At 68.7% G+C, this 20264-nt stretch carries 21 protein-coding genes; 7 read left to right on the top strand and 14 right to left on the bottom strand.

All coding sequences use genetic code 11. From position 1 onward, the window contains the following. Positions 1 to 2 precede the first annotated feature (2 nt). The 4 genes from J2X65_RS11735 to J2X65_RS11720 form a co-directional block, all read right to left on the bottom strand. Positions 3 to 833, bottom strand: coding sequence for a hypothetical protein (locus J2X65_RS11735; RefSeq protein WP_310201112.1), 831 nt, complete (start codon positions 831 to 833; stop codon positions 3 to 5). Beyond that, on the bottom strand, positions 827 to 2182 hold the full coding sequence (locus J2X65_RS11730) for a hypothetical protein (protein WP_310201110.1): 1356 nt from the start codon (positions 2180 to 2182) through the stop codon (positions 827 to 829). Before J2X65_RS11730 ends, J2X65_RS11735 begins: the two co-directional genes overlap by 7 nt. A gap of 264 nt (positions 2183 to 2446) precedes the next feature. Further along, the gene (locus tag J2X65_RS11725; protein ID WP_310201108.1) at positions 2447 to 3694 is read right to left on the bottom strand and encodes an FAD-dependent oxidoreductase; all 1248 of its coding nucleotides are present in this window, start codon (positions 3692 to 3694) and stop codon (positions 2447 to 2449) included. Between the two features lie 65 nt (positions 3695 to 3759). After that, positions 3760 to 3966: a hypothetical protein gene (locus J2X65_RS11720; RefSeq protein ID WP_310201106.1), complete on the bottom strand. Its 207-nt coding sequence runs from the start codon at positions 3964 to 3966 to the stop codon at positions 3760 to 3762. A gap of 152 nt (positions 3967 to 4118) precedes the next feature. Here J2X65_RS11720 and J2X65_RS11715 point away from each other — a divergent pair, with 152 nt between their 5' ends. Further along, positions 4119 to 5012, top strand: a complete 894-nt coding sequence (locus J2X65_RS11715) for a LysR family transcriptional regulator (RefSeq protein ID WP_310201104.1) — start codon at positions 4119 to 4121, stop codon at positions 5010 to 5012. Between the two features lie 236 nt (positions 5013 to 5248). On the opposite strand, the gene J2X65_RS11710 is transcribed toward J2X65_RS11715, so the two are convergent. From J2X65_RS11710 to J2X65_RS11665, 10 genes are read right to left on the bottom strand one after another with little or no spacing between them, the layout of a single operon-like run. Beyond that, entirely contained in the window at positions 5249 to 6037 is a 789-nt protein-coding gene (locus J2X65_RS11710) for an alpha/beta hydrolase (RefSeq protein ID WP_310201102.1), read from the bottom strand. A 20-nt stretch (positions 6038 to 6057) separates the two neighbouring features. After that, positions 6058 to 7107 carry a proline racemase family protein gene (locus tag J2X65_RS11705; protein ID WP_310201100.1) on the bottom strand — a complete coding sequence of 350 codons (1050 nt, stop codon included), beginning with the start codon at positions 7105 to 7107 and terminating at the stop codon, positions 6058 to 6060. Positions 7108 to 7117: 10 nt separating this feature from the next. Beyond that, complete coding sequence (locus tag J2X65_RS11700) at positions 7118 to 8026, bottom strand: dihydrodipicolinate synthase family protein (protein ID WP_310201098.1); 909 nt, start codon at positions 8024 to 8026, stop codon at positions 7118 to 7120. Then, complete coding sequence (locus J2X65_RS11695) at positions 8023 to 9840, bottom strand: cobalamin-dependent protein (RefSeq protein WP_310201096.1); 1818 nt, start codon at positions 9838 to 9840, stop codon at positions 8023 to 8025. Before J2X65_RS11695 ends, J2X65_RS11700 begins: the two co-directional genes overlap by 4 nt. Before the next feature lie 12 nt (positions 9841 to 9852). Continuing rightward, entirely contained in the window at positions 9853 to 10167 is a 315-nt protein-coding gene (locus tag J2X65_RS11690; RefSeq protein ID WP_310201095.1) for an NIPSNAP family protein, read from the bottom strand. A 16-nt stretch (positions 10168 to 10183) separates the two neighbouring features. After that, complete coding sequence (locus tag J2X65_RS11685) at positions 10184 to 11200, bottom strand: 4-hydroxyproline epimerase (protein ID WP_310201094.1); 1017 nt, start codon at positions 11198 to 11200, stop codon at positions 10184 to 10186. An 18-nt stretch (positions 11201 to 11218) separates the two neighbouring features. Beyond that, positions 11219 to 12445, bottom strand: coding sequence for an FAD-binding oxidoreductase (locus J2X65_RS11680; RefSeq protein ID WP_310201093.1), 1227 nt, complete (start codon positions 12443 to 12445; stop codon positions 11219 to 11221). A 15-nt stretch (positions 12446 to 12460) separates the two neighbouring features. Continuing rightward, on the bottom strand, positions 12461 to 13261 hold the full coding sequence (locus tag J2X65_RS11675) for an aspartate dehydrogenase (protein ID WP_310201092.1): 801 nt from the start codon (positions 13259 to 13261) through the stop codon (positions 12461 to 12463). 5 nt (positions 13262 to 13266) lie between these two features. Further along, entirely contained in the window at positions 13267 to 14019 is a 753-nt protein-coding gene (locus J2X65_RS11670) for an SDR family oxidoreductase (protein WP_310201091.1), read from the bottom strand. Between the two features lie 54 nt (positions 14020 to 14073). Beyond that, positions 14074 to 14616: a cupin domain-containing protein gene (locus J2X65_RS11665; protein ID WP_310201090.1), complete on the bottom strand. Its 543-nt coding sequence runs from the start codon at positions 14614 to 14616 to the stop codon at positions 14074 to 14076. Between the two features lie 169 nt (positions 14617 to 14785). Between J2X65_RS11665 and J2X65_RS11660 the strand changes: the two genes are divergently transcribed. From J2X65_RS11660 to J2X65_RS11635, 6 genes are all read left to right on the top strand, one after another. Further along, positions 14786 to 15460 carry a GntR family transcriptional regulator gene (locus J2X65_RS11660; protein WP_310201089.1) on the top strand — a complete coding sequence of 225 codons (675 nt, stop codon included), beginning with the start codon at positions 14786 to 14788 and terminating at the stop codon, positions 15458 to 15460. 76 nt (positions 15461 to 15536) lie between these two features. Further along, entirely contained in the window at positions 15537 to 16643 is a 1107-nt protein-coding gene (locus tag J2X65_RS11655; protein WP_310201088.1) for a branched-chain amino acid ABC transporter substrate-binding protein, read from the top strand. Positions 16644 to 16802: 159 nt separating this feature from the next. Next, entirely contained in the window at positions 16803 to 17744 is a 942-nt protein-coding gene (locus tag J2X65_RS11650; RefSeq protein WP_310201087.1) for a branched-chain amino acid ABC transporter permease, read from the top strand. 10 nt (positions 17745 to 17754) lie between these two features. Next, positions 17755 to 18768 (top strand): ABC transporter permease subunit, encoded by a 1014-nt coding sequence (locus tag J2X65_RS11645; protein ID WP_310201086.1) that lies wholly within the window; start codon positions 17755 to 17757, stop codon positions 18766 to 18768. Beyond that, the gene (locus J2X65_RS11640) at positions 18762 to 19601 is read left to right on the top strand and encodes an ABC transporter ATP-binding protein (protein WP_310201085.1); all 840 of its coding nucleotides are present in this window, start codon (positions 18762 to 18764) and stop codon (positions 19599 to 19601) included. The genes J2X65_RS11645 and J2X65_RS11640 overlap by 7 nt, the downstream gene beginning before the upstream one ends. Continuing rightward, a complete protein-coding gene (locus J2X65_RS11635; protein ID WP_271180601.1) occupies positions 19573 to 20253 on the top strand; it encodes an ABC transporter ATP-binding protein in 681 nt (226 codons plus the stop codon). The genes J2X65_RS11640 and J2X65_RS11635 overlap by 29 nt, the downstream gene beginning before the upstream one ends. Positions 20254 to 20264 lie beyond the last annotated feature (11 nt).

Here is a 20264-nt window from a genome sequence, read left to right as displayed (position 1 = left end):
GGTCAGTTCCACCAGCTGCCGGCCCGGGCCGGCGGCCCCATGGCGAACGGGGCGGGCTTGGCGACCGTGGCCGGCGCGGGGCCTGCGGCGGGCGTAGGTCCGGCGGCCGGCGTGGGGCTCGCGGCGCGTTGGGCGACCGGCGCAGGGACGACCGGCGCCGTTGCGACGTTCGCCGGCGGCGGTGCAGGGGGAGCGAGGGGCGGAGCGAGGGGTTTGGGCCGGGCCATGGCGATCTCGTCGTCGCCGGTTTCCAGCTTGCGCGCATCGACGGAAATCGTCGCCAGCCGCCAATTGCCGGCGATGGCCTCGAAGCCGAGGTCGAAGCCGATGCGCAGCGGCGCGGTCGGGAAATAGCCCTTCAGCCGCAACACGCCGTTCGTGTCGATGGAGGGCGGTCGCGACAATTTGGCGTCGAGCAGCAGGATGGCGGCGAAATCGAGCGCGTTGTCGCGCCACGGCCGGAACTGGTCGGCCAGCTCGGCGGCGTTGTAGTTTTCGCGGAAGGCCGGGGCGCCGAGATCGCGCAGCACCGAATAATTGCCGGTGACATTGGCCTGATTGACGGCGGCCAGCGTGCTGCGCAGCAGGGCGAGCAGCACCGGCGCCGGCGGGGTGTGCGGCTTTTCGCCCGGCATGGCGGCAGCGGTCGCGACCGGCGTCAGCACCGGCGCGGCGGTGGACAGGGCGGGTGCGGTGGTGGACATGGCGGGTGCGGCCGGCTCCGGCGCCGGTGCGGTGACGAAGCCCGCCGGCTGGCTGGTGTGCGCCGGCCATCCCAGCATGATCCCGGTGCCGGCGGCGAGCCCGAGCAGAGCGACACGAAGGATCACCATGCCATCACCAATCCGGCCTTGCCGCCTATCGTGCCCTCCTGGAGGCCGAAGCCGATGCCGCCCGTGAGAAACAGGGTATCGTCCATCAGCCGCGCGATGCCGGAGAACGCCATCGCGTTCTGGCCGCCGAAGGTGCCCCATTGGGCGCTCATCGCGACGTCTTTGCCGTAGGGCAGGTTGGGGGTGTCCATGGCGAGCGCCATGGCGACGCCCTCCTGCACCCGGTCGATCTGCTGATAGACGTTTTCGAGATTGTACATGTCGCTGAACGGCGCCGTGGCGAGATTGCCGGCGGCGTCGGTGGTGACGATCTGCACCGCGCCGGACTGCGCCGCCCGGCTTGCCGAGGAGGTGAGGCCCGGCATCGTGTAGGTGCTGGAAGAGGTGCCGAGCGCGATCTGGCTGGCGCGGGTGGTGGTCGCGCCGCTGCCGATGGCCGTCGAATTCTCGAACGAGGCATTGGCCGCGGTACCGATGGCGGTGGCGTTGACGGCCGAGGAATTGGCGCCCTGGCCGACTGCCGTCGAGCCCTGGAACGCGGCAATGGCGCCCTGGCCGAGCGCGGTCGAGCCGACGCCGTTCGCCGTCGCGTTCCAGCCGAGCGCGGTGGAACTGGCGGCATTGGCGGCGGCGATGCGCCCGACGGCGGTGGCGCCTTCGGCATTGGCGGTGGCGTTGTGGCCGAGCGCGGTCGAGGAATCGCCATTGGCGACCGACTGCTGGCCGAGCGCGGTGGAACCGGTGCCATTGGCGGCCGCGCCCTGGCCGACGGCGGTGGCCTGCTCCTTGCCGGCGCTGGCGCCCTGGCCGAGGGCGGTGGTGCCGGTCGCATTGGCCTGCGCGCCATAGCCGAAGGCGGAGGCGTTGGTTCCCTGCGCGGCCGCGCCGGAGCCGACCGCCGTGGTGTAATCGAGATTGGCGTTGGCGCCCTGGCCGATGGCGGTGGCGTTCAGCCCGTTGGCGCTCGAACCCTGGCCGATGGCGGTGGCGGCCACCGCATTGGCGGCGGCATCGCCGCCGATCGCCGTGGCCTGGTCGGCATTGGCGGCGGCGTTGCGGCCGATGGCGGTGGAGGAGGTGCCATTGGCGGCGCTGTTCTGGCCGACGGCGGTTGACGAGACGCCGTTCGCCACCGCGAGCTGGCCGAACGCGCTGGCATTGCTGCCAAACGCCTTGGCACCCTGGCCCGTGGCGGTGGTGCCGTCTTGCGTCGCCTCCGCGCTCTCGCCGATGGCGGTGGAATCCGCGCCGGTCGCCGACCCCGCGCAGCTCAGGGCCGTAGCGGTGAGATCGCAGGCGATGTCGGCGGCGCCGGCCGGCGCGGCGAGCAGCACCGCAAGCACCGCCACGGAAGAGCCGAGGCCTCGCCTCCATCCGCTTCCTGACTGCTGCGGTCTCGTCAGCATGATCGCCCTGCCCAGCTGCCGCATCCTCTCGGTGAGGCCGGCTCGAAGGCGAGCATGGGTCCGGGATGGTTAATGCCCGGTAAATTTCACCCGATTTAGGTTCTATAATACCTCATATCGGTTCGGATGTCGGCGCCCTCGCAAGGTGTGCCGTGCCGTCACCGGCGCAGGCGACCCTGCCGGACCATGGCGCGCAATCGGATGCCGCTACGACCGGCGATGGCGTTGCAGGATGGCGATCGCCTGCTCGGCGGCACGTTGCCCGCTTTCATAGGCGCCGTGCGCGGTCGAGAAATCGGTCGCGTGCGTCGCTTCGCCGGCGAAGAGCAGCCGATCGTCGAACGGCTGCGCCAGCACGCCGCGCGCCGCCGCATGCCCCGGCAGGGCATGGCTGTAGGCGCCGCCGATCGAGGGCGTGCCGAACCAATCGGAGGCCACCAAGGGCCGGAGGTGGTGCCGCGCCTGGGCGCCGAACACCCGGACGATCTGCCCGATTGCCCGCTCGAACGCGGCGTCGGCTCCTTCCTGCGAGGCGTTGCGCGCGCCGTCGGCGCCGAGGAAGCATTCGATCACCGGCCAGCCGAAGGGACGGATGTAATAGGTGCCGGTCGACGCGTCGTACGGGTCGCCGGTCGCATGGCTTTCGGGTGCGAAGGGGCCGGTGCCGACGATCTCCAGGAACAGTTTTTCATCGCGGCCGAGCGGCAGGCGGGCGGCGGCCTCGCGCCAGGCATCGAGCGCCGGCGGCAGCCGGATGGCGCCGCCCGCCAGCACATTGGTCGATACGGTGAGGATCGCCAGCCGGGCCTTGATCGTGCCCGCCGGGGTTGCGAGCCAAACGCCGGATCCCTCCAGCCCGATCGCTTCCACCGGCGTGGCCAGCCGGAGGGCGGCGCTCTCGGGAAAGCTCGCGGCGATGAGGGTGCCGTAGCCCTCCTTCACCCGCCAGTTCACGCCCGTGGAGGCCGCGTCATAGGCGCAGTAATCCCGGATCGAGATCCGCTCCAGCCTATCGCCGCTGATGAAGCCGCTCAACGCCTGCAGATAGGGGTTCCATCGCCCGCCCGGCTCGAGCGCGTCGGCCGCGCAATCGCTGGTGCCGGCGACGGCGGCGAGCCGCTCGCTCCATTCCGCGAAGGCGCGGTCGGCCTCTTCCTGCTCCGCCACCGGGAAGCCGAGATCGGGGTGCTGGCTCGCCCATGCCGGCGGGCGGCGATCCACCGTGAAGCCGGTCTCCCCGGCGATGCGGGTCCACGGGTTGCGATCGCCGGAATGCAGCCATTCGCAGCCGACGTCGAGCGGGACGCCCGCGGCCTGGCGCGTCCAGGCCCGCCCGCCGGTGCGCGGCAGGGCCTCGATCACCTGCACGGCCAGGCCGGAACCGGCCAGCCGGCGCGCGGCGCCGATGCCGGCGGCACCGGCTCCAACGATGACGATATCGGGTTCGGCGGTCATGGCGTTTGCCGTTCTGTCTCGAAGTCCCACGCGCGGCGCGGGACCGGAGGTGGGGCCCGGGCCGATCAGGTTTCGGTTGTCTGCACCGCATAGCGCAGATGTACAACCCCGTGCTCCAGCACGGTGCAGGAGGTGAGCGACAGTTCCACCTTGCCGGCAAGGCTGTTAGAGCACTTCCATCGCGACATCGTCCGCGCGCAGTTCGCGGCGCTCGAAATCGAATGGGGCGAGCGCCGCTTCGGCCGACTGGGCGCATAGCCGGTGGTCTTCATCAGCGGTACTCAGTGGGCGCGGCGAGCAGCGCCACGCTCGATGTTCCCCGCGCGGGCGCCTCATGCGCGCCGCTGTCGGCGATAACCTACTCGTGAGCTATTCCCGGTATTAGACGCCATAGATTGCATGGAGCTATATCCGGAGTTCATGAATGCGCCGCGAGGAATTGGTCGATTTGAATGCCTTCCTCACGGTGGCGGAGGAGCGCAGCTTCACCCGCGCCGCAGCCCGGCTCGGCACCTCCCAGTCCTCGCTCAGCCATACCGTCCGGCGGCTGGAAGCCCAGCTCGGCCTGCGCCTGCTGACGCGTACCACCCGCAGCGTCGCGCCCACCGCGGCGGGCGAGCGCCTTCTCGGCACCTTGCGGCCGGCGCTGAACAACATCAGCGCCGAACTCGCCTCGTTGAGCGAATTGCGCGAGAAGCCGGCCGGGACCATTCGCATCACCGCCGCCGAGCATGCGGTCGAAACCGCCATCTGGCCGGCGCTGGAGCGGTTTCTGCCGGACTATCCCGACATCCATGTCGAACTCAGCATCGATGCCAGCCTGACCGACATCGTCACCGAGCGGTTCGACGCCGGCGTCCGCCTTGGCGAAGCGCTTGCCAAGGATATGGTGGCGGTGCGGATCGGGCCGGATCTGCGCATGGTGGTGGTGGGTTCGCCCGCCTATTTCGAACGTCACCCCATCCCGCGCACGCCCAACGACCTCGCCGACCACCCGTGCATCAATCTGCGCATGCTGAGCTCGGGCGGCCTCTATGCCTGGGAGCTGGAGAAGGATAGCCGCGAGCTCCGGGTGCGCGTGGAGGGGCAGCTTGCCTTCAACAGCGTCCGCATGATCGTCACCGCCGCTACCGCCGGGTTCGGTCTCGGCTTCGTCATGGAAGACGGGGTGCGCGAGCATCTGGCGGATGGGCGGCTGGTTCAGGTGCTGGAGGACTGGTGCCCGTCATTTCCCGGATATCACCTCTATTACCCGAGCCGGCGGCAGCCCTCCGCCGCCTTCTCCGTGCTGGTGGACGCCCTGCGATACCGCGGTTGAAGCACGCACGAGCAGGCCGCCGCCCGGTTCTGACGTTGCGCCAAGGCCGCCTTGGCGAAAGCGTGCCGACCATCGCGGTGGCGGGCGCCGGCGATGGTCAACGCGGTGTTCGCCGCCACCGGCAAGCGGATGCGGAACCTGCCGCTGAAGACTATCGATCTCGGCCCCAGTTGAGGGGCGAGGCGTGCGCCGGACGGGCCATCGCCCGCCCGGCGAGTCGGCTGGATGCCGCCCGTTCAGCGGGCCAGGAAATCATCCACGTATCGCGCGAACGGCTCGGCGCGGGTGCGCGGGTAGAAATGCCCGCCCTCGAACGCGACGAGTTCCGCGCCCGGAATGGCGCGGGCGATGCGCTCGGACTGTTCGAACAGGATCATCTCGTCGTCGCGGGCGCCGATGACCAGCGCCGGTGCCGAGATGCGGCCGAGATCGGCGGCGCGGTCATAGGCCAGCAGCATGCGGATCCGTTCGGCCGCCACCGCCAGCGGCGCCAGCGCCTCGCCCGCCCGGGCGATGGCGGCGTCGAGTTCGGCTTCATGCGCGGCGATCCAGGCCGCGTCATAGCCGAGCACATGGGTGAAGGCCTGGTAGATGGCCGGCTGGTTGGCTTCGAGCAAGGCCAGCCGCGCCGCGAACAGCGCGCGGAATCGGGCATCCGGGCCCGGCCAGCTTCCCGAGACGACGATGCGCCCGACCCGCCCGGCCGCATCCAGGGCCAGCGTCTGCACCACGGTGCCGCCGGTGGAATGGCCGACCAGATGCGCGGTCGCGCACCCCTCGGCGTCCATGATCTCCACGACGTCGCGGGCGATGCGCCCGATCGTGTAGGGGCCGTCCGGCCGGTCGCTGCGCCCGGCGCCGCGATGATCGACGAGGATGAGCCGGAAGCGCGCCTCCAGCCGCTCGGCGGCCGGCGTCCAAAAGCGCCCGTCCCCGCCGAGGCCGGGGATAAGCACCACCGGCGCGCCGCTGCCGCGCACCTCGTAATGCACGCGGCAGCCATCGGAGGTGGCGATCAGCGGCATGATGGAATCTCCCGGATCGTTCAGATCGGCTGCTCGCCGGTATAGCCCGGCCAGGTGTCGCCCAGCCGGTAGCCATCCGGGAACGGGTCGGTCGGGTCGAGCACATATTGGTGGAAAGCGGTGATCCAGGCCGGGCCGGTGATGGTCGGCAGCACCGCCGGGACGCCGGCGAGGTCGGTGGTGCCGCGCAGCCGGCCGATGAATTCGGTGCCGATCAGCGAGCGGTGGCTAAAGCGCTCGCCGACCTGCAACTGTCCGCGGGCGTGTAGAACCGCCATGCGGGCGCAGGTGCCGGTGCCGCAGGGCGAGCGGTCGTGCCGGCCGGGCGAGACGATCACGGTGTTCTTCGAGGCGAGGCCGTCGGCGGTGCGTTCCAGCGGGCCGGCGAACAGCGTCTGGTTGATGGTGTGGATCTCCGGGTTTTCCGGGTGGATCGCCGGCACCTGCTCGGCCGCCGCCTTCTTGATGCGCTCGCCGACTTCCACCAGCTCGCCGGCTTCCTTCAGGTCGAGCGAATAGCCGAGGCTCGCCGCATCGACGATGGCGTAGATCATGCCGCCATAGGCGACGTCGACATCGATGGTGCCGAGGCCGGGCACGTCCACCTTGGCATCGAGCGCGAAGACGAAGCCGGGTACGTTGTCGAAGGTGACGCTGACGCATTTGCCGTCGCGGCATTCAGCCGAAACCTTCACCAGCCCGGCCGGTGCTTCCATGATCAGCTCGGTGACCGGCTCCTGCATCGGGATCATGCCGGTCTCGAGCAGCACGGTGACGGTGCAGATGGTGTTGGTGCCGGACATCGGCACGTAATAGTCCGACTCGATGATGACGAAGCCGGCATCCGCCTCGGGCGTGGTCGGCGGCAGCACCAGGTTCACGCATTGCGAGACCCGCCCGCGCGGCTCGTTCAAGAGGAACCTGCGCAACTCGTCGCGGTGCGCCTGCACATATTGCATCTTCTCGAACATGGTCCTGCCGGGGACATCGCGCACGCCCCCGGTGATGACCTCGTTGAGCTCGCCGGCCGCATGGGCGCCGACCACGGTGATCATGCGGCTGAAGCGCATCGTTCCCTCCTCAGGCGGCGCGGCTTTGCGAGGCGGCGAGCGCCTTCACCGTCGCCTCGATGACGCCGAGCACCCGCTCGCGCTCGGCGCCGACCAGCGGCAGGCGCGGCGCGCGCACCCATTCCGGCGCGCCATAGACCACCTTCTCGGCGAGCTTGATGTATTGCACCAGCTTCACATCGGTATCGAGATGGAAGGCCGGGGTGAGGATGCGGTAGAGCGCCCGTGCCTCGTCGAACGTGCCGGCCTTGCACAGGTTGAACAGCTCGACGCATTCCACCGGCCAGGCATTGGTCATGCCCGACACCCAGCCGGTGACGCCGAGCGCGGCGCTTTCCAGCAGCAGATCGTCGACGCCGCAGAACACCGAGAAGCGGTCGCCGCACTCATTGTAGAGGTCGGTGACGCGGCGGATGTCGCCGGTCTCCTCCTTGATGCAGACGATGTTCCTGACGTCGGCGAGGTCGTTGAGGATCGCCGGGGTCACGTCGACGCCGTAGGCGATCGGGTTGTTGTAGATCATGATCGGCAGGCCGCAGCCGGTGCCGAGCGTGCGGTACCAGGCGGCCGTCTCGCGCGGGTCGCTTTTATAGGCGATGGAGGGGAAGGCCATCAGTCCCTCGGCGCCCAGCTTCTCATAGTGGCGGGCGGAGGCCAGCGCGTCGGCCATGCCGACATGGGCAAGGCCGGAGAGCAGCGGCACGCGCCCGGCGACGACTTCCTTGGCGGCAAGGATCACGGATTCGCGTTCGGCGGCGGTGAGCGAGGCGTTCTCGCCCAGCATCGGCAGCACGATGACGCCCGAGACGCCGCTCCTGATCAGCCGGTCGATGCTGGACTGGGTGGCGGCGAGGTCGACGCTCTCATCCTCGCGCAGCTTGGTGGTGACGGCGGGAAAAACTCCGGTCCAGCGGGTCATTGCGTGTCCTTTGGCGTTTCCTGGGGCCTGGAAGAGGCGTTGGGCTTGGAAGAGGCGTTGGCGAGGTCGGCGAGCCGGCGGGTGAGGTCTTCCGGCGTGTCGCAGGGCATGACGCCGAGCCGGCTAATGTCCTCGCGAACATCGACCGGAAGGCCGGAATTGGAATCGTCCGGCACCTGGTTGAGCCGGCCGCCGATGCACACCGGCAGATCGGCGCCGGCGCGGGCGAGCGCGTCCTTGACCTCGCGCGCATAGCGCAGCGCCACGCCGTTATAGGTGCTGATGGCGATCAGGTCGGCCCTTGCCGCCAGCGCGGCGGCGACGAGATCGTCGGCATCGACCGAGGTGCCGCCATCGACCACCGCCACGCCGAGATGATCCAGCGTGCGGGCGATGAGGTTCTTGCCGTGCTCGTGCACGTCGCTCGAAGCGACGCAGGCGACGGGGCGCCAGCCGGCGATGCGGGCGGCGGCCTCCGCGGGCACGCGTGCGGCCCAGGCGCGGGCATCGTGCTCCAGCTCCTCCACCCATTCGGCGAGCGCCACCGAGCGGCGCCCGCTCCATGCGGAGGCGTCGGGCGCGCCGGCGCCGAAGGCGGCCTCCAGCCGCTTGGGGCCGATACGGCGCAAAGCGAGCATCATCTCGGCCGCGTCGCCGGTGTCGATGCCGGTCTCGGCCAGCCCTGCCAGCGTGCGTGCGGCGAACCGGCGACCGCCCTCGACCAGCCTGTCGGCGAGCGCGTCGACCGGGACGAGGTCGATCAGGCCGGCCGAGGTGCCGGCGTGCTCGGCGAGGCGATGGGCGAAGAGCTGCGCGTCGATGATCTCGTCGATATCGGGAATGCGTTCGTTCTCGGTGACCGGTACCGGGTTCACCGCATGCCCCGAATGGGTGCGCGTCAGTGCCCAGATATCGGCCTGCAGATAGGAGGCGAGGCTGGCATAATTGCCGGCGGGCGTGGATTTGTAGCTCACCGTGTTGCCGAAGATCATGGTGCCCGGCGTATCGGTCACGCGGGCGAGCGCCGCATGGAAGGCCATGCGCACCAGCGGCGCGGTGAAATGGTGGCCGAAGCAGTGCGACAGCCGCGCACCGATCAGCGTCTCGACGATGTGCTTCTCGACGAGCACCATGCCGAGCGCCGAGCTCATGTCGGAGAACAGCCCGGCAAAGCCGTCGTCGAGATTGGAATGCACCAGCACCTCCACCGGCTGGGCGGCGATGAGCCCGAGCGCGGCGACGGTGGCGTGGGTGGTGGCGACGTCGTCGTCCCAGTCCGGCAGGCGGAAGGTGAAATACTGGCCGAGATTGCCGATGGCGGTGGCGCCGGCCGCCAGCGCGCCCTTGGCGTTCTCCAGCGCGCCGGGCAGGCCGAGCATGAAATCGCCGAAATGCGCGGCGGCCGGCGCGGCATTGGTGATGCGGGCGAAGCTTTCCGCATCGTCCAGCACGATGCCGGTGCCGCGCCGGCTGCCCCTGCGCAGCTCGGGCGGATAGCCCATCGACATGTCCAGCGTGATGCCGAAACGGTTGACCCGTGCCCCATGCCGCGCCGCGGTCTCGTGCACCTGCGCGATGGCCGATACCGTGCGCTCGACGCTGCGAAACCCGATATGGGCATGCTGCATGATGCGCCCGGCGGCGGCCTCGCGGCGCTTGTAGGCCGCCTCGCTCGCTACCCCTTCCGCATCGAGGAAGGCGTTGCGGCCCACCCGCCAGTCCCGCGCCAGCGCCTGCCCCTCGGCGACGAGCGCGCGGCCCGGCCGCAGCGTCGGCGGGATCAGCTGGTCGCGTGAGGGCAGGCGTGCGGTCATGGCGTCGCTGCCTCAGCGCATCGGTGAAAGCGCGGTGGGGGTGAGGATGCGCGTCTGCTGGCTCTGGATCATGCCCTTAATGGCGGCGAGGTAGTCCTGCCACGGCCCATGGGCGAGCATCTTCGCCCGGCGGGCCTCGCGGTCGGCCATGCTGTCATAGCGCCAGAGAGCGACGACGTGGTTGAGCTCGCCGATCTCGGTGACGAAATGGCCGACGAACGCGCCGAGAAAGTGCTTCTGGATGTCGAGGCCCAGGGTCTCATAGGTCTTGAGGAAGTCGCCCATGCGGCCCGGCACGATGTGGTAGTCGCGTTCCTCGAGGATCATCGCGTGTCTCCCCCGCTCACGCCAGCTGGAAGCCGAAGGCGAGCGGATCGCGCGCGTCGACGGTGATGGTGTTGTGGCCGTAGACGCGCGCCCAGCCGCCGATGCTCGGGCGGATGGCCGGCCGCCCGCCGACTTCGGCGGCGCTTTCCACCCGGCCGTGGAACAGCGTGCCGATGATGCTCTCATGGACGAAGTCGTCGCCGACCTTGAGCCGTCCCTTGGCGACGCGCTGCGCCATGCGCGCCGAGGTGCCGGTGCCGCAGGGCGAGCGATCGATGCCCTTTTCGCCATAGAACACCGCGTTGCGGGCATGCGCCTGCGGATGCTTGGGGCCATCCGCCCACATCACATGGCTGACGCCGTTGATGCGCGGATCCTCCGGATGCACCGGCGCCACCGCCGCCTGCACCGCCGCCCGCACGATCGGGCTCCATTTCAGTATGTCCGCGGCGGTCATACCGTCGAGGCCGGACCAGTTCTTCTGCGGCTCGACGATGGCGTAGAAATTGCCGCCATAGGAGACGTCGACGGTGAGTTCCCCGAAGCCGGGAATGTCGACGGTGACGTTCTCGGCATGCAGGTAGCTCGGAATGTTGAACAGCCGCACCTGATCGACGAAGCGGCCGTTGCGGGTGTACTCGACCTCCACCTTGCCGGCCGGCACCTCCAGCGACAGCTTGCCCTCGACGCGCGGCACCACGAAGCCCTGCTCCAGCGCCACGGTGACGGTGCCGATGGTGCCGTGCCCGCACATCGGCAGGCAGCCCGACACCTCGATGAACAATACCCCCAGCTCGCAATCCTCGCGCGAGGGCGGATAGAGGATGGAGCCGGACATCACGTCGTGGCCGCGCGGCTCGAACATCAGCGCCTTGCGGACCCAGTCATGGTCGCGGAGGAAGATCTGCCGCTTCTCGGCCATCGGCACATTGGGCAGCAACGGCGCGCCGCCGGCGACCACGCGCACCGGGTTGCCGCAGGTGTGGGCGTCGACGCAGAGGAAGGTGTGCGGGCTGGCGGGAGGCGAGGTCATGGCAGCTCTCGGCATTCTCTAGTTGAAGCGTTGAATGGCGAAGGGGGCGACGTCGACGGAGGTCTGCCTTCCGGCGACCAGTTCGGCGATCAGGCGGCCGGTGGTGGGGCCGAAGGTGAGGCCGGTATGGCCGTGCCCGAAGGCGTAGAAGACATCGTCGCGCCTCGGCGAGCGGCCGATGACGGGGAGCGAATCCGCCGTGGTCGGGCGATGACCCATCCAGCGCGTGCCGCCCCTGGTGTTCAGGCCCGGCAGGAAGCGGCGGCCGAGTTCGGCCAGCGCGTCCGAGCGGGCATAGTTCGGCGCGGCGTCCAGCCCGGCGAATTCCGCCGCGCCGCCGATGCGCAGCCCCGCTGCGATGGGGGTGGCGACGAAGGCGCGCTCGGCGAAGATCACCTCGCGGGAGAGCGAGACGCCGGGCGAGGGAAGGGTGGTGTTGTAGCCGCGCTCGCTCTCGATCAGCGCGCGGTCGCCGATCTGCCGGGCGAGCCGGCCGGACCAGGCGCCACCCGCCACCACCAATCGGTCGAAGCCGATCCGGCGGCCGTCGGTCGTCGCCACCTCTCGGCCGGCGATGCCGACGGCCTCGCCCTTGTTCATGACGACGCCGCGCGCTTCGAGATGAGTGCGCAGCCGGTCGACGACGCGCTTCGGGTCGGCAACGTTCGACCATTGCGGCGTCATGATCGCGTGGCGGATGCTGCCCGCGAGCGCCGGCTCCATCCGCCGTGCTTCCTCGCCGCTCATTTCCTCGCAGACGAGGCCATGCCGGCGGCGCAGCCGGTGGAAGCGCATATCGGCCTCGAAGCCCTCGCGAGTCTCGTAGACCCACAGCGCGCCGACGCGGTGCAGGTCGCCCGTCAGCTCGAGCTCGGCGAGCAGCGGCAGCAGATCGTCATAGGTGCGGGCCGACAGGGTGGCGAGCGCGGCGGCGATCGCTTCCACGCGGTCCCAACGGCCTTCCTTCAGGAAGCGCAGCAGCCAGGGCACCAGCCTGGGGAAATGGCGGAGTCGCAGCGACAGCGGCCCCAAGGGATCGAATAGCCAGCCCGGCACCTTCCAGGCTAGGCCGGGCACCGAGGCCGGGATGATCTCGGTGACGCCGATGCCGGCGGCGTTGCCGAAGGAACATTTGTCGCCCGGCGGGTCGCGGTCGAGCACCGAGACGTCATGGCCGTCGGCGCGCAGCGCGTGGGCGCATGAGAGACCGACGATTCCGGCACCGATGACGAGAATGCGCGACATGCCGGGCGGTGTCCTTCAGATGACCAGGGGAGCGAAATGGCGCCGTACGGCAGCGGCAAGGCTGAGGGCGGTGAGAAGGGAGGTCTTGGGGTTGTCGGGCGCCGGCCGGTTGGCGAAGCGCATCAGCGCGCTGCCGGCCGGACTCTCCACCGCGATCTCATGCGTGTTGTCCGTCACGGCGGGGTCGGCGACGACGCGCACATCGGCAAGCGCCGGACCGACCGCGAGCGCGACGGTGAGCCCGGCATTCAGATTGCGGGGATAGCGCCGCGCGGCCTCGCCGGCGCCACCCTCGAACAGCACCACCGCCGAGGAGAGGGCCTCCGGGGCATGGCCGAGCGCCCGCAACTCCTCGCCCCAGGCGGCCGGCGGCTTGCGCGAGGTGTAGCGCACCCGCGCGCCCGGCAGGCCGGCGACGGCGGTGAGATAATCAAGCCCGCCAATGGCGCCGGCCGGCACGATCAGCCGGGCGCCGCTGGTTTCGGCGGCGAGGACGAGGCGGTGCAGTAGGGCGTCCTCGGCCAGCGCGCCGGTGGAGGTGATGACGAGGCTGATACCGGCCTCGATCAACGCCGGGGCGTAGGCCGCGACGGCGCCCTGTCCGGCCGCCTCGACGACCAGGGCAGGGCGGGCGGCGATCAGCGCGTCCAACGTATCGAGCGCCTCGATCTGCCGCGGCAGCAGGGCGCCGCCGCGCCGCAGCACGGCGAGGCGATAGGCGGAATCCTTGCCGAGCTCGTCCGCCAGCGCGCGGCCGATGGCGCCGAAGCCGATCAGGGCCACCTGGTGCGGAGAGATCTGGCGCGCCGGGGCCATCGACCTCACCAGGCCGACATGCCGCCATCGACGGTGAACATCGCACCGGTGGCGAAGGAGGCTTCGTCGGAGGCGAGCCAGAGAATGGCGCTGGCGATCTCCACTGGCTGGGCCCAGCGGTTGATCGGCGAGCGCGCCTTGAGCTTGGCCTTGAAGGTCTCCGGATCGGGATGGTCGGCGACCATCTTCTCGAAATAGCTCGACCAGGTGACGCCCGGCGCGACGCAGTTCACCCGGATGTTCTGCTCGGCATGATCGAGCGCCATCGCCTTGGTCAGCGCGGCGACGCCGCCCTTGGAGGCGACATAGGCGGCGCGGTCGAAGATGCCGACGGTGGCGACGTTGGAGGCGGTGTTGACGATGGTGCCGCCGCCCTGCGCCGCCATCACCGGGATGGCGTGCTTGCAGCACAGGAAGACACCCTTGAGATTGACCGCCATCAGCGCATCCCAGTCGGCTTCCTCGGTGTTTACAACCGTGCCCGGAATGCCGTAGCCGGCATTGTTGGCGAGGATGTCGAGCCGGCCGAAGCGTTCCACGGCGGCGTCGACCATCCGCTTGGCCTCGTCGCTGCGGCTGACATCGACCGTCATGGCGACGGCGTTGGCGCCCAGTCGTTCGGCGACATGGGCGGCGCCTTCGCCGTTGCGGTCCGCCAGCACGACACGGGCACCTTCCCGCACGAATAGCTCGGCCGCCGCCTCACCGATCCCGGCGGCGGAGCCGGTGATGATGGCGACTTTGTCTTTGAGACGCATGGAATCCTCGACAGTCAGGAATGGGTCGGCCGCGGTGCCGAACGGGAGGCCGGCTCAGGGCTGGCGCTGGTCGACCGGCTGGGCGGCGAAGACGGTGTCGCGCTCGATCTGCAGCACGTTCTCCGGGCGCGGGAACGGTTCGGGCGCCGGCTCGCCCGGCTGGCGGGGGCGGCCGATGAGACGGAAGAAGTCCTCCAGGCCGTTCGGCACGATGAGCCAGGTCCAGACGATATCGCCCTCGCCCTCGTTGATGAACATGTGCCGGCGGTTGCGGCCGATGAAGAAGGCCGAACCCGGCTGCATCGGATGGTCGACGCCGTCGATCACGGCACGTCCCTTGCCACTGACGACGAAGATGACTTCCTCGTTCCGGTCATGAGCATGCTCGCGTACATAGCCGCCCGGCGGCACGGTCTGCGTCCCGAAGCCGATGGGAAACTCCATCGGCACCACTTCCGGGGCGAAGATCACGTCGATATGGCCGTTGGCCGGCACGGGCTGCCAATAGCTGATCGCCTCGCCCGGCTGCTTCGCCAGCACGTGGCCGGCATAGGTGGCGGTTCCGGTCTGGGAGGTGCCGCCCGCTTGTTCCGACATGAGTCTGCTCCACTCTCTCAGCAGAGAGGATTGAATACAATATTCAGGATAGGCTCGAAAAATCGGAAAGAAAGTCTAAAAAATAGGCAATTATTGAACATTTGTGCCTGTTAAATGTGCTTGTTGATCTATGACAATTGAATATCGTATTCAATATGGAGCGAATGGAATGATCGCGAAAGTCGGCCGCCAATCGTTGACGGATCAGATCGTCACCGAGCTGCGGCATCAGATCATCACCGGTCAGCTGGCTGAGGGCGCCCCGTTGCGCCAGGAAAAGCTGGCGGCCGAGCTGGGGGTTTCCCGCGTCCCGCTGCGCGAGGCGATCCGCCAGCTGGAGGCCGAGGGCCTCGTCGTGTCGGAGCTGCACAAGGGGACGGTAGTGTCCTCCTTGTCGCTGGAGGAGATCGAGGAACTGTTCGAGATCCGCCTGCGCATGGAAACCTGGCTGTTCGAGGCCGCCATTCCGCGCATGACGGAAGCCGATTTCGTGCTGGCCGAAACCGTCACCGACGAGGCCATGGCGAGCGGCAGCGTCGAGAACTGGGGCGAGCTCAACTGGCGCTTCCATGAAGCGCTCTATCGCCCGAGCGGTCATATGATCGCGCTGAAGCTGCTGCGGACCGTGCACGACAATGCCAACCGCTACGTGAACCTGCAGATCGCGGTGGCGGAGGATGTGGAGCGCGAACTGGCCGATCATCGCGCGCTCATCGCCTTCGCCCGCCTCGGCGACATCCGGCGGGGAGGCGACACGCTGCGGGCGCACATCCAGCGCGTCTCGCGCAATCTCATCGCGTCGCTGGCCGAAGGGCGGCTGGGCAAGGCGCGCCACATAGCTTGAAGAACAGGTTGCCGGCGCGTGTTGGCACCCTGCGCAGAAACGGTCCGAAACGGGCCCCAGAGAGAAGGGAACTGACATGCGTTTGAAGAACATGCTCTGCGCTGCCGTTGCCGTGGCCGCGCTCACCGGAGCGGCCCGGGCCGACATCCTGATCGGCACGGCCGGCCCGACCACCAATGCCGAGGCGCTGTTCGGCACCACCTGGCAGAACGGCATGGAACTGGCCGTACGCGAGGCCAATGCGGCGGGCGGCGTCCAGGGACAGAAGCTCGTCCTGGTGCGCGACGATGACGGCGGCGACCCCAAGCAGGGCACGCTGATCGCCCAGAAGCACTGCGACAATGCCGGCATGCTGGCCGTCGTCGCCAACTTCAACTCGGGCGTGACCATCCCCTCGTCCGACATCTACAATCGCTGCGGCATGCCGCAGGTTACCAACGCCTCCAATCCGAAGGTGACCAAGGCCGGCTACAAGAACCTGTTCCGCCCGATCGCCAACGACCTGTCGCAGGGCGGCGCGCCGGCCGACTACGCGCTGACCAAGCTCGGCGCCAAGAAGGCCGCCATCGTCCATGACAAGCAGGCCTTCGGCCAGGGCGTCGCCGAAGTGTTCCGCGACACCTTCACCAAGGGCGGCGGTGCCGTCACCTCCTTCTCCGGCATCGCCCAGACCGACGTCGACTTCAGCGCGCTGCTCTCCTCGATCCGCGCCGAGAATCCGGACGTGATCTATTTCGGCGGCGTCATGCCGGCGGTCGGCCTGTTCGTGAAGCAGGCGCGCGAACTCGGCATCAAGGCGACGTTCTTCGCCGCCGACAGCGCCTTCACCCCGGACTTCATCGCCGGTGCCGGCCCGGCTTCGGAGGGTACGGTGGTGTCGTTCCAGGCGCCTCCCTATGATTCCTCGCCGGCGCTGAAGAAGTTCGCGGCCGACTACAAGGCGGCTTTCGGCGAGGAGCCGGGTCCCTATTCCGCCTATGGATTCGTCGAGGCGAACATCATCATCGAGGCGATGAAGAAGGCTCCCGCGCCGCTGACCCGCGCCGGCATCGTCTCCGAGATTGCCAAGAGCGACTTCGACGGCATCGTCGGCCACGTGGCCTTCACGCCGGAAGGCGAGCTGAAGAAGCCGTTCCTGTTCCTCTACGCGGTCAAGGACGGCAAGTTCGGGCTGGTGCAATAACGCCCGAGCGTTCCGCTCCCCTGCATTTGCTTCACGCGGCCCCCCTTTCGTCGTGAAGCCCCTTGGGTCCGGCGCGGTGCTTGCACCTTCGGGTGCGTCTCCGGCCCGCGCCGGACCTCTTTCCGCCCGTCATCGCACGCAACCGATCGAAAGGCTGCCATGGGCGCCCTCATCCTCCAGCAGACGATCAACGCGCTGACCGTCGGGTCGATCTATGCGCTCATCGCGCTCGGCTACACCATGGTCTACGGCGTGCTGCGCCTGATCAACTTCGCCCATAGCGAGCTGTTCACCGCCGGCGCCTTCATCGGTCTCGCGCTTGCGGGCGCGCTTGGCGTCGCCGGCCATCCCACCGGCGGGTTGCTCGTCGGGTTCATCACCTTCGTGGTGATCGGCCTTGCCGGCGTCAGCGTCGAGATCGTCGCCTACCGGCCGCTGCGCGGCACCTCGCGCCTGGCGCCGATGCTCTCCGCGCTCGGCATGGCGGTGGTGATCCAGAACGCGGTGATGCTGATCGGCGGCCGCCGGCCGCTGATCTACCCGTCGTTCCTGCCCAGCGGCGTGATCGACGTGTTCGGCGCCATCATCACCTACAAGCAGATCACCATCTTCCTCGTCGCGGTGATCCTGATGGCCGCGCTGGAACTGTTCGTGAACCGCACCAATCTCGGCGTACGCATCCGCGCCGTGGCCGAGAATGCCGAGACCGCCTCGCTGGTCGGCATCAACCCGAACATGGCGATTTCGCTGATCTTCTTCATCGGCCCCGGCCTCGGCGCCGTCGCCGGCATCCTCTATTCCTCGTTCTACGGCGTCGCCACCTTCACCATGGGCTTCGTCATCGGCATGAAGGCGTTCACCGCCGCCATTCTCGGCGGCATCGGCTCGATCCCCGGCGCGGTGCTCGGCGGCTTCCTGCTGGGCTTCATCGAGACCTTCGCCACGGCATGGATGCCGGTGCTGACCGGGGGCCTCATCGGCACGGAATATCGCGACATCTTCGCCTTCTCCGTCCTCGTCCTGATCCTGCTGTTCCGCCCGGCGGGCCTGCTCGGTGAGCACGTCAGCGAAGAAACCATGGTGTACAAGAGTGACTTCTGAAGCACCGCCGATGGAAAACCCCGCCCGCCGCGCATCGACGCCTCCGACCGCCGCGACACGCAAGCTGTGGCCGGGTGCGCTGGCGCTGCTCGCCGTGCCCGTCCTTCTCCTCATCGTCGGGCCGCATCTGCCGGCCTATCCGCTGCGTATCCTCGACATGATCCTGCTCTACGCCATTCTCGGGCTGGGGCTGAACATCATCGTCGGCTATGCCGGCCTGCTCGATCTCGGCTATGTCGCCTTCTACGCCATCGGCGCCTACTCCTGGGCGCTGCTGGCTTCCGGCCAGTTCGACATCCATCTGCCCTTCGCGCTGGTGCTGCTGATCGGCGCGAGCCTGGCGGGCATCGCCGGCATCCTGCTCGGCATTCCCGTGCTGCGCCTGCGCGGCGACTATCTCGCCATCGTCACGCTCGGCTTCGGCGAGATCATCCGCGTGCTGATGAACAACCTCGACGGCGTGACCAACGGCCCGCAGGGCATTGCGCGCATCGACGAGGCGCATCTGTTCGGCTGGACGCTGAGCACACCGGACGACTTCCTCTATCTTCTGGTGGCGATGCTGGCGGTGGTGTTCCTGTTCGTCTGGCGCATTCAGGAGAGCGCGCTCGGCACCGCGCTTTCCGCCGTGCGGGAGGACCAGGATGCGGCGCGCGGCTGCGGCATCAACACCACCCGCGTGAAGCTGGTCGCCTTCGCCTTCAGCGCCTTCATCGGCGGCGCCTGCGGCGTGGTCTTCGCCGCCATGCAGCGCTTCGTCTCGCCGGAGAGCTTCACCTTCTGGGAATCGCTGGTCATCGTGCTGGTGATCGTGGTCGGCGGGCTCGGCAATCCGTTCGGTGCCCTGCTCGGCGCCACCCTGCTGATCCTGTTGCCGGAACTGCTGCGCGCCTATGCCGACTACCGGCTGCTGTTCTACGGCATGGCGCTGGTGATCATCATCCTCGCCCGCCCGCGCGGCCTCATCGCCCGGCAGTTCGGCCCGAGCTGGCTGATGCGCCGGCTGGGAGGCGGCAAATGCTGAGATTCGACCATGTCACCAAGCGGTTCGGCGAATTGGCGGCGATCGACGACGTCACCTTCGAGGTAAAGCCCGGCATCATCACCGCGGTGATCGGCCCGAACGGCGCCGGCAAGTCGACCCTTGTCAACATGGCGGCCGGCTCCTACGGCGTCACATCGGGGCGCATCCTGATCGGCGACACCGAGCTGCAGAAGCTGCCGAAACATCGCATCGCCCATGCCGGCCTCTCGCGCACCTACCAGAACATCCGCCTGTTCGACGGCATGAGCGTGGTGAAGAACCTCGAAGTGGCGCTGGTGCCGCCCAAGGCCGGCAGCCTGATCGCCAATACCTTCGGACTGAGCGGCCGTGCGGCCGCCGAGGAGCGCCGCGCGCGGTGCCATGCGGTGCTGGAGCGGCTGGGGCTCGCCGCCTACGCCGAGCGGCAGGCCGGAAGCCTCGCCTATGGCCAGCAGAAACTGGTCGAGCTCGCCCGTGCCATCGTCGCCGAACCGCGCGTGCTGCTGCTCGACGAGCCGGCTGCCGGGCTCAACCATGGCGAAACCGAGCAATTGAAGCAGCATATATTGGCGCTGCGCGCGCCCGGTCTCGCCATGGTGCTGATCGAGCACGACATGAAGCTGATCATGTCGATCTCCGACACCATCGTGGTGATGAATCGCGGCCGGGTGCTGGCGCATGGCACCGCCGGCGAGATCCGGAGCAACACCGAAGTGCAGGAGGCGTATCTTGGCCAGCCAGGAGCCATCAAGGATATCGAAGCCGCTGCTCGCGGTCGACGTAATCGAGTCCGGATACGGGAGGGTGAAGGTCTTACATGGCATCAGCCTTGAGGTGTTGCCCGGCGAGGTTGTCTGCATCATCGGTCCGAACGGCGCCGGCAAGACCACGCTGCTGCGCACCATCAGCGGGCTGAACCGGGCGACGCGGGGGTCGATCCGCTTCAAGGGCGAGGAGGTCGCCGGGCTCAAGCCGTACCAGATGGTGCGGCGCGGCCTCGGCCACTGCCCGGAAGGCCGGCGGGTGTTCCAGCTCTCCATCGAGGAGAACCTGATCACCGGCTACGTTCCCGGGCGCGGCAAGAGCTTCGCCGAGCTGCGCGATCAGGTCTATGCGCTGTTTCCGATCCTTGGCGAGCGGCGCCACCAGTCGGCCGGACGGCTCTCCGGTGGCCAGCAGCAGATGGTGGCGATCGGCCGGGCGCTGATGGGCAGCCCGGAACTGCTGCTGCTCGACGAGCCCTCGCTGGGGCTGGCGCCGATCATCATCCATCAGATCTTCGAGATCGTGCTGAAGCTGGCGGAGAGCGGGGTGTCGATCATCCTGGTCGAACAGAACATCGACCTGTCCTTCGAGGTCGCCGACTTCGTCTACGCGCTGGAGCACGGTTCGCTGCAATGCTCGGGTCCCGCCGCCAAGATGGCGGCCGATCCGCGCATCAAGGACATCTACCTGCCCGGCCTCGACGGCCAGGACTCCCACTAGGTCGCGCCCGC

Origin of the sequence: Ancylobacter sp. 3268 (genome assembly GCF_031456575.1) — a bacterium.
Taxonomy (GTDB): domain Bacteria; phylum Pseudomonadota; class Alphaproteobacteria; order Rhizobiales; family Xanthobacteraceae; genus Ancylobacter.
This window is presented reverse-complemented; position numbering and strand designations above follow the sequence as displayed.